The 232-nt window shown below is 39.2% G+C and carries 1 protein-coding gene; it reads left to right on the top strand.

Annotation, left to right across the window (positions count from 1 at the left end; all coding sequences use genetic code 11):
- Positions 1–232, top strand: a 232-nt coding sequence (locus tag FHP04_RS14590; RefSeq protein WP_158319160.1) for a hypothetical protein, incomplete at both ends; no start/stop codon positions are given.

Here is a 232-nt window from a genome sequence, read left to right as displayed (position 1 = left end):
TTCTACAGCTTTATCTGTAACGATTAATGATGTACCAAATGCACCAGCTACACCAACTGCTGATGTAGTTCAACCAACGTGTGCAGTACCTTTAGGTAAAATTTCAATTACAGCTCCACTAGGTGCAGGATTTGAATACAGTATTGATGGCACGAACTATCAGGACTCAGAAGACTTTATTAACTTAATCGCTGGAACTTATAGTGTAACGGCTCGAAATACTTCAGATCCT

The organism is Aequorivita sinensis (assembly GCF_006346335.1).
Lineage (GTDB): Bacteria > Bacteroidota > Bacteroidia > Flavobacteriales > Flavobacteriaceae > Aequorivita > Aequorivita sinensis.
This window is presented reverse-complemented; position numbering and strand designations above follow the sequence as displayed.